This window comes from Trichormus sp. NMC-1, assembly GCF_001858025.1.
GTDB lineage: Bacteria > Cyanobacteriota > Cyanobacteriia > Cyanobacteriales > Nostocaceae > Anabaena.
Genome location: NZ_LZQD01000006.1, coordinates 309479 through 313001, shown reverse-complemented (window position 1 = coordinate 313001; position 3523 = coordinate 309479). Strand labels below are relative to the sequence as shown.

Below are 3523 nucleotides of genomic sequence, written 5' to 3'. Positions count from 1 at the left end.
TTACCGTGATTCAGCTATCAACGAATCGCACGCTTCCCACTGATGTACTTGCTCAGTTTGCGCTGGTAATTCTTTAGTCATTAGTAAAATATTGTACTGTTGCTGACTCTAGGAAGATGTCTGTTTAAGATTGATACAAATAGACAGACACTATTACTAGGAATCCTACATGAGGCTATGGCTTTCTCTCCATCACTAGCAGTAACTACTTTAATAATTATAGTTTTTTAATGAGGTTTAGGTAATCTCTCAATTAGAAGCTTCGTCATCTACTGGGAGAAGTAATTCTCCATTGCCAGTAAGCATTTCTATTTCTTTTAAAGACTGGTCTTCAGCGGTATATATTGCAGGTAAATACACCTGAAATTCTGTACCTTTATTTAAGCTACTTGATACGGTGATAAAACCATTATGACCTTTAATAATACCTATGACTGTTGATAATCCTAGTCCTGTACCTTTGCCAAATTCTTTAGTCGTAAAAAAAGGTTCAAATATTCTATTTAATATTTTACTGGGAATGCCAATACCTGTATCAATCACCGTGATGACAATGTAAGAGCCAACTTGTGCATCTAGATGCATTTTGGCAGAAGTTTCATCAATCCAAATATTCTCAGCAGCTATTGTTAAAGTACCGCCATTGACCATAGCATCACGAGCATTTAAACATAAATTCATCACTACTTGATCTAATTGGGTAATGTCACCATAGATGGGGAGTAGGTTGGGCTGAATTTTTGTATGAATTGTAATCGATTTTGGAAATGTTTGTTCAAGCATTTGTTGCATTTCTAAAATCAAATATTTTACTTGAATGACGACGCGTTCGCCTGGAATTCCTTTGGCAAAGGATAGGACTTGCTTAACTAAATTAGCCCCTCGGTTAGCATTATTTTCTATGATCGATATTATCTGTTGAACTTGCGGATCATGGTATTTAGTTTTAAGTAAATATGCAGACATCAAAATAGGCGACAAGACATTATTTAAATCATGAGCAATACCACCTGCTAGAGTACCAATACTATCCATACGTTGGGCGCGTAAAAATTGCTGTTCTAATTGTTTTTTCTGGGTAATATCAGTGTCAACAACCAGGATAGATTTAGGTTTATTATGCTCATCATGTACTAAAGTCCAGCAACTTTCTACGATAATTTCTGTGCTATATTTTGTAATTTTATTTAATTCACCTTGCCAGAAACCACACATCAATACTTTTTGATAAATTTCATTTCGTTGTGCCACAGGTTCATCTACCCAGAGTTCCCTGGCATTTTGATCTATAACTTCTTCATATTTCCATCCATACAATTTTTCTGCACTTTTGTTCCATAGTAAAATTTTGTAGTTTAAATCTATGACAACAATGGCATCTTTAGTAATATTGAGTAATGCTGCTTGTTCGCGCAACTTTTGTTCTACATATTTACGGGCTGAAATATCTTCAAAAATATATAAACGCCCAAAATATTTATCATTTTGACCACGAATTTGAGTAGAAAAACGCCGAATTATCCGCCCATCGTTAAAGCGAATTTCATCTTCAATAACACAGAGATTTTTTTCATCTTGTAGAGGTTGGCATGATGCTATAAAGGCAGGAAGATCCAGGATCAATTGGCTACAATCAGGAATAATATCTTGATTTTTAAATTTCCGGATTTCCATGCCATCTTTAAGATGTTCAATTTTCCAAATTTCACAGAAGCGATCATTAAAATAAAGAATGTCGTCAGTACGATTATCAACTACATAAAAACCAAGTGGTGAAACACTATTCATAGAGCGCAAAAGTGCTTCTTGCCAACGCAATTCATTTTCTGCCTGTTTGCGTTCAGTGATATCCTCAACTATATAGGCGAATTGCTGACGATTGCCATGATGGTTAGGAATAGCTGAAACTGTCGCTGATAACCAATTTACTCCCTGGGGATTGTCGTAATTAGTTTCAAATCTCACAGGTGATTGGGTAAGCTCTGCTTGACGATAGTGATGTATCCAATCCTTTAAATGCCTTTTGTCTGTGCCAATTTCCCGCGCTAGACGATTTTGCATTGCTTCTGGCGTGAGTCCTAAAAATTTGGCGGTGGTAGGATTATCAGAAATATGTAGAATGTCGTTATCTACTAATTCCACAATTCCCATCATCATTGGCGCACTCTCGAAGAAACTGTGTAAGGTAGATTCACTTTGGGAGAGTGCTTCTTGTGCCTGTTTGTATTCCCGATTAATGGTGGCTAATTCTGTTAAATTTCGCCGGATTTCTAATTGTTTGACAATAATACGACTAATAGATTGCAGTGCTGCCAATTGTTTAGGGCTGATTTGGCGTGGTACTTGATCTACTACACACAGAGTCCCGATTATCTCTCCTTTTGCTACTGTTAAAGGTATGCCAACATAAAATCTCACATAGGGTTCCGAGGTAACTATATCGGCTGTCGCAAAGCGTTCATCTAGCAAGGTATCAGGAATAATCAAAACATCGCCTTGCTGGAGGCAAAGCGGACAAAAGCCAGTGTCTGTTGGCATTTCCTGGATATCTAATCCTACCTTGGCTTTGAACCACTGACGATTGGCATCAATAAAATTAATTAGAGCAATTGGTGTATCACAAATCTGGGCGGCTAACAATGCTAAATCGTCAAACGTTTCTTCTGGTTCTGTATCAAGAATGTTGTACTGTCGTAGCGCCTCAAGCCTCGCTGCTTCATTATTAGACACTGGTAATCTCATGAAAATTTTCCTAGTATTACTGAATGACAACGTGCGATTGTGTTACTCTCGGTCTTCTAAGTTAATCAAGCAGGGAAGGTTAGGGAACTCCACAAAAAAGATGATCCAAATTTCTGCAACTAAAATGACCTTTCCTCCCCCTGCTCCCCGCTCCCTGCCCCCCTGCTCTCAAAACGACGGGATATTTTTTTATTTGGAAGTCTCTTAGGGATTGTCATCGGGAACTTTTAACTGTTAACAGGCAAAGCGAAAGAATCAAGATAGATATGCTGGTCTACTTAGGGTTCGACTGCCCTAAGACCCACAATTCGTTTTTATTCGTTCCCTCGGAGAGATTGATTGTTCCGTTAGGTGTAGCCGCTTCGACCATTGGATTCCCAGGACTCTTACCGTTACTTGGCTCGTATTCGGCGGGAATAAGCTCCAATGAGGTCAGGGGTTTTAATGTTGCGCCCTGCCTTTGAATAGGTCGCTTTCTAAGGCTCTGTTTCACCGTAGGAACTCCCTGTTAGCACCAGTGTCAACCCGCAACGGTTGTCTGATTATGCCCTGTTCCCAGCTTCACCCTCCAGAAACCGAGTCTGGTCAGTGTGGGCAGGTAAGGAGTCAATTCTGAGTCTGAATGGCAAGGTTTGCACTTGCATCTGACCGAGAGTTCAGCCTTTAGTGACAGTAATCTGCTGTCGGGCTGGAGTGGTTATTTACGGACTGATTACCGAGATTCACCGCTCAACGAATCGCACTAGCCATTTCAACCACTGGATTCCCTAGACTCTTGCCG

1 pseudogene is annotated in these 3523 nt (G+C 39.5%); it reads right to left on the bottom strand.

From position 1 onward, the window contains the following. Nucleotides 1-80 precede the first annotated feature (80 nt). Nucleotides 81-2742: pseudogene (locus A9Y75_RS19670) on the bottom strand (PAS domain S-box protein). Nucleotides 2743-3523: the final 781 nt, after the last annotated feature.